The following is a 1,010-nucleotide window of genomic DNA, read 5'->3' on the forward strand; positions in this document are numbered from 1 at the left end:
CGGCCCAGATCCGCGAAATTTTAATCAGCGAGTCAGCTTGGGAAGAAATGACCTGCTTATTCGCACCTTCCCTAGTGAAGAAGCTTGTATTAACTTAATTAAATTTTTAAGAAGTACAAAAGGCATACTATTCTGGTCAGATGCCTCATCGTGGTTCGCTAGCCTCCCCGACGGATTATTCCATGTTGTTAACATTGATCAAAAAATCGTTACTCGCGGCCTTAATAAGAAAAACTCTAAGCCGACAATAATCAATAAAGATTACAGCGTAGATACACTACTATCAGAGCTATTTTTGAATGGCGCACACATGGAGCAAACCAACGTACGCAACGTTTCTGAGGGAGACATGAAGTTCTATAATGAATGCCATGCTGGATTAATCAGACCAATACCCGCTCCAATAGGCGCGTCATACGATGAAGAGATCACAATTAATTCTCCAGATTGGCAAAAGCTCGCGTGTGTAGCTTTACGCCGCTATCAGTCGAAGGAATGTCATGACGGAATGCAATGGGATACAACCGATAATGGTTGGACTGATGTAATCGCGTATCCATTCGTCGAAGAAATACAATCAATGGATAATAGTGGTTATCGACAATGTTTAGTTGGGCTAGTCACAATAAACAATTCAAATGCAAATTCCCCGTACCTATCTACCGTTTGGATACATCCATTTTATCGCAGGGGAAGGTTATTAAGTAAGTTATGGCCAAAATTACAAGAGTTATATGGAAGTAACTTCGAAATTGAGCAACCTAATGAAAATATGAAAGCATTTTTGAAAAGTGTGAAACACGCAAATTACTAATTTATGAATCAGCCTGTGGAGTTAGGGTTGGTGTGAACAAGTAGGGTAACAGCCTCAACGTGATGCTATGCTGACCTGCTCCCTGAGAATTCACACAGAAGGCTGTTAGCAATGTCCGCATCACGCCCTGAGACATTCGACAAGCTTTTTATGGCTTCAGTAAGGGCGAGTGTCTCGCTTCGAGAGCCAGCAAATA

General features: G+C 41.6%; 1 protein-coding gene. It reads left to right on the top strand.

The window, feature by feature from the left end:
* A partial coding sequence (locus tag GF617_RS26895) for a hypothetical protein (RefSeq protein WP_239006644.1) occupies positions 1-814 on the top strand: 814 nt, incomplete at its 5' end.
* Positions 815-1,010: the final 196 nt, after the last annotated feature.

It is taken from the genome of Lelliottia sp. RWM.1 (assembly GCF_016859735.1).
GTDB lineage: Bacteria > Pseudomonadota > Gammaproteobacteria > Enterobacterales > Enterobacteriaceae > Enterobacter.